The organism is Fundidesulfovibrio magnetotacticus, from assembly GCF_013019105.1.
GTDB lineage: Bacteria > Desulfobacterota > Desulfovibrionia > Desulfovibrionales > Desulfovibrionaceae > Fundidesulfovibrio > Fundidesulfovibrio magnetotacticus.
In genome coordinates this window covers 1-1,669 of sequence record NZ_BLTE01000039.1, presented here as the reverse complement: position 1 = coordinate 1,669, position 1,669 = coordinate 1, and the positions used below count along the sequence as shown (strand labels likewise).

The 1,669-nt window shown below is 69.0% G+C and carries 1 protein-coding gene; it reads right to left on the bottom strand.

Annotation, left to right across the window (positions count from 1 at the left end; genetic code table 11):
• Positions 1-1,068, bottom strand: a 1,068-nt coding sequence (locus NNJEOMEG_RS20155; protein WP_173087271.1) for an MCP four helix bundle domain-containing protein, incomplete at its 3' end; no start/stop codon positions are given.
• Positions 1,069-1,669: the final 601 nt, after the last annotated feature.

Genomic DNA, 1,669 nt, shown 5'->3' with positions numbered 1-1,669 from the left:
GTCGCCACCGGCCACGGTCCTGGCGAAGTCCACGCCGCGGCGCACCGGCCCCGTGATGGCCCGGGTGATGAGCACCGCCACCGTCGCGCCCAGGGCCAGCGCCACCGCCAGCCCGCCGAGAAGGAGGCGGCCGGAGGTTTCCAGCCCCGCGTCGGACGCCTCGGCCAGGTGAGACGTCTGCTCCATGCCAGCGGCGGCGACGGCCTGGGCCACGTCCAGCAGGTGCCGGGCCGCCTGGGCGCGCTTCTCGCCCAGGGCGGCGAGGGCGCGGGTGTTCTCGATCTGCTTGCCCACCAGGAGCTTGAATTTGATGACGCGGTCCTCCAGCATGTCCAGGCGCCCCAGGTTGGCCTGCTGGTGGGTGCTTCCGCGAATCTTGTCCAGATTGCCTTCCAGTTCGGGAAAGAGGCTCAGGGCCGCGACATACTGGGAGACGTCGTCCTGGGAGTCGCCCGAGAGGATCTTGATGCGGATGTCCGCCACGGTCTGGACGATGACGCCCATGAGCGCGATCTTCTCGTAGCGCTCCACGATGGCCTCGTTGGCCGCGTCGCGCCCGATCTCCGCGCGCAGGGAGCTGTCCTGGGACTTCAGGAAGCTTGCGGACTGGGCGAGCACCTCCCCGGCCAGCCGGACGCGCTCGGCGCGGTCCTTGGCCTGCAGGTCGATGCGGGCCTTGGTGTCCGTGGCCATCTGCACGTACTCCGCGTGGCGCTCCTGCGCCTTTGCGATGCCCTCGCGCAGCTTGACCAGCCTGGGATACCTGTCGCCCAGCTCCCTGGCCTCGGCCAGGGCCTTTTCCACCTGGGCCAGCTCGGCCAGGGCCTCGGCGTGGTATTCCGGCTTGGCCGAATACGAATACCCCCGCATGGCGGAGAGCGTCTGCTGGACGTGGCGCTCCAGCCGTGCGGCCAGGGCGACTTCCGGAAGGTATTCGTCCTTCATGCGCGTGGAATTCTCCTGGGCGCTCTCCATGCGGGACGTGGCCAGCAGGCCCAGGATGCCGAGAATCAACAGAACCAGCCCGAAACCCAGGCCGATCTTCCATGCAAGTCGCAGATTGTTCATAGCCCCCCCTCGGTACGTCTTGAGGCACATCGCAACGTCGCGCCCGCGGGTTTTCCGGGGATGCCCCCGCCTGCGGCGAACCTTCGCGGGGCGGCCCTCACCGCCTCGCCAAAACCACCTGCGCAGTAGATCAAAGCGCTCGCGCGGGCAAGCCCCGCCCACGCGGAAATCTTTGACAAATACGTAGATATCCCTTCTCCGCATGGAGGGCCGCGACGGACCTCCCGGGACAGGACGAAGCGCCACGGACAGACCCGCCCGCGCACGTTCCTGCCCATGGCGCGGGTCCCGGACCGTGGACTAGCGTCCGCCTCCAGCGCCTGCCCGACAGTCTGTCCGCCAAGGAAGAACAAGAGCCGCAAGGCGGCCCGAGGCTGCTGAAAAGCCGGACTTGCGGCTCTTTCAGCTGCACTGCGCGCAGCGCGGCCTGGAGCAGGTCGGCTTTGCCGCCCGTAAGCGGCTTCTGAAAACCCCGTCCTCGGTGTACTCCCCAAAACGAAAGGGCCGCGACTCGCGTCGCGGCCCTTCGAAGACTGCCGGAGGACCCGGCTCAGGCCAGGGCGCGGGGCTTGCCCGCCCCCGGGGGCAGGGCCTGCCCGCC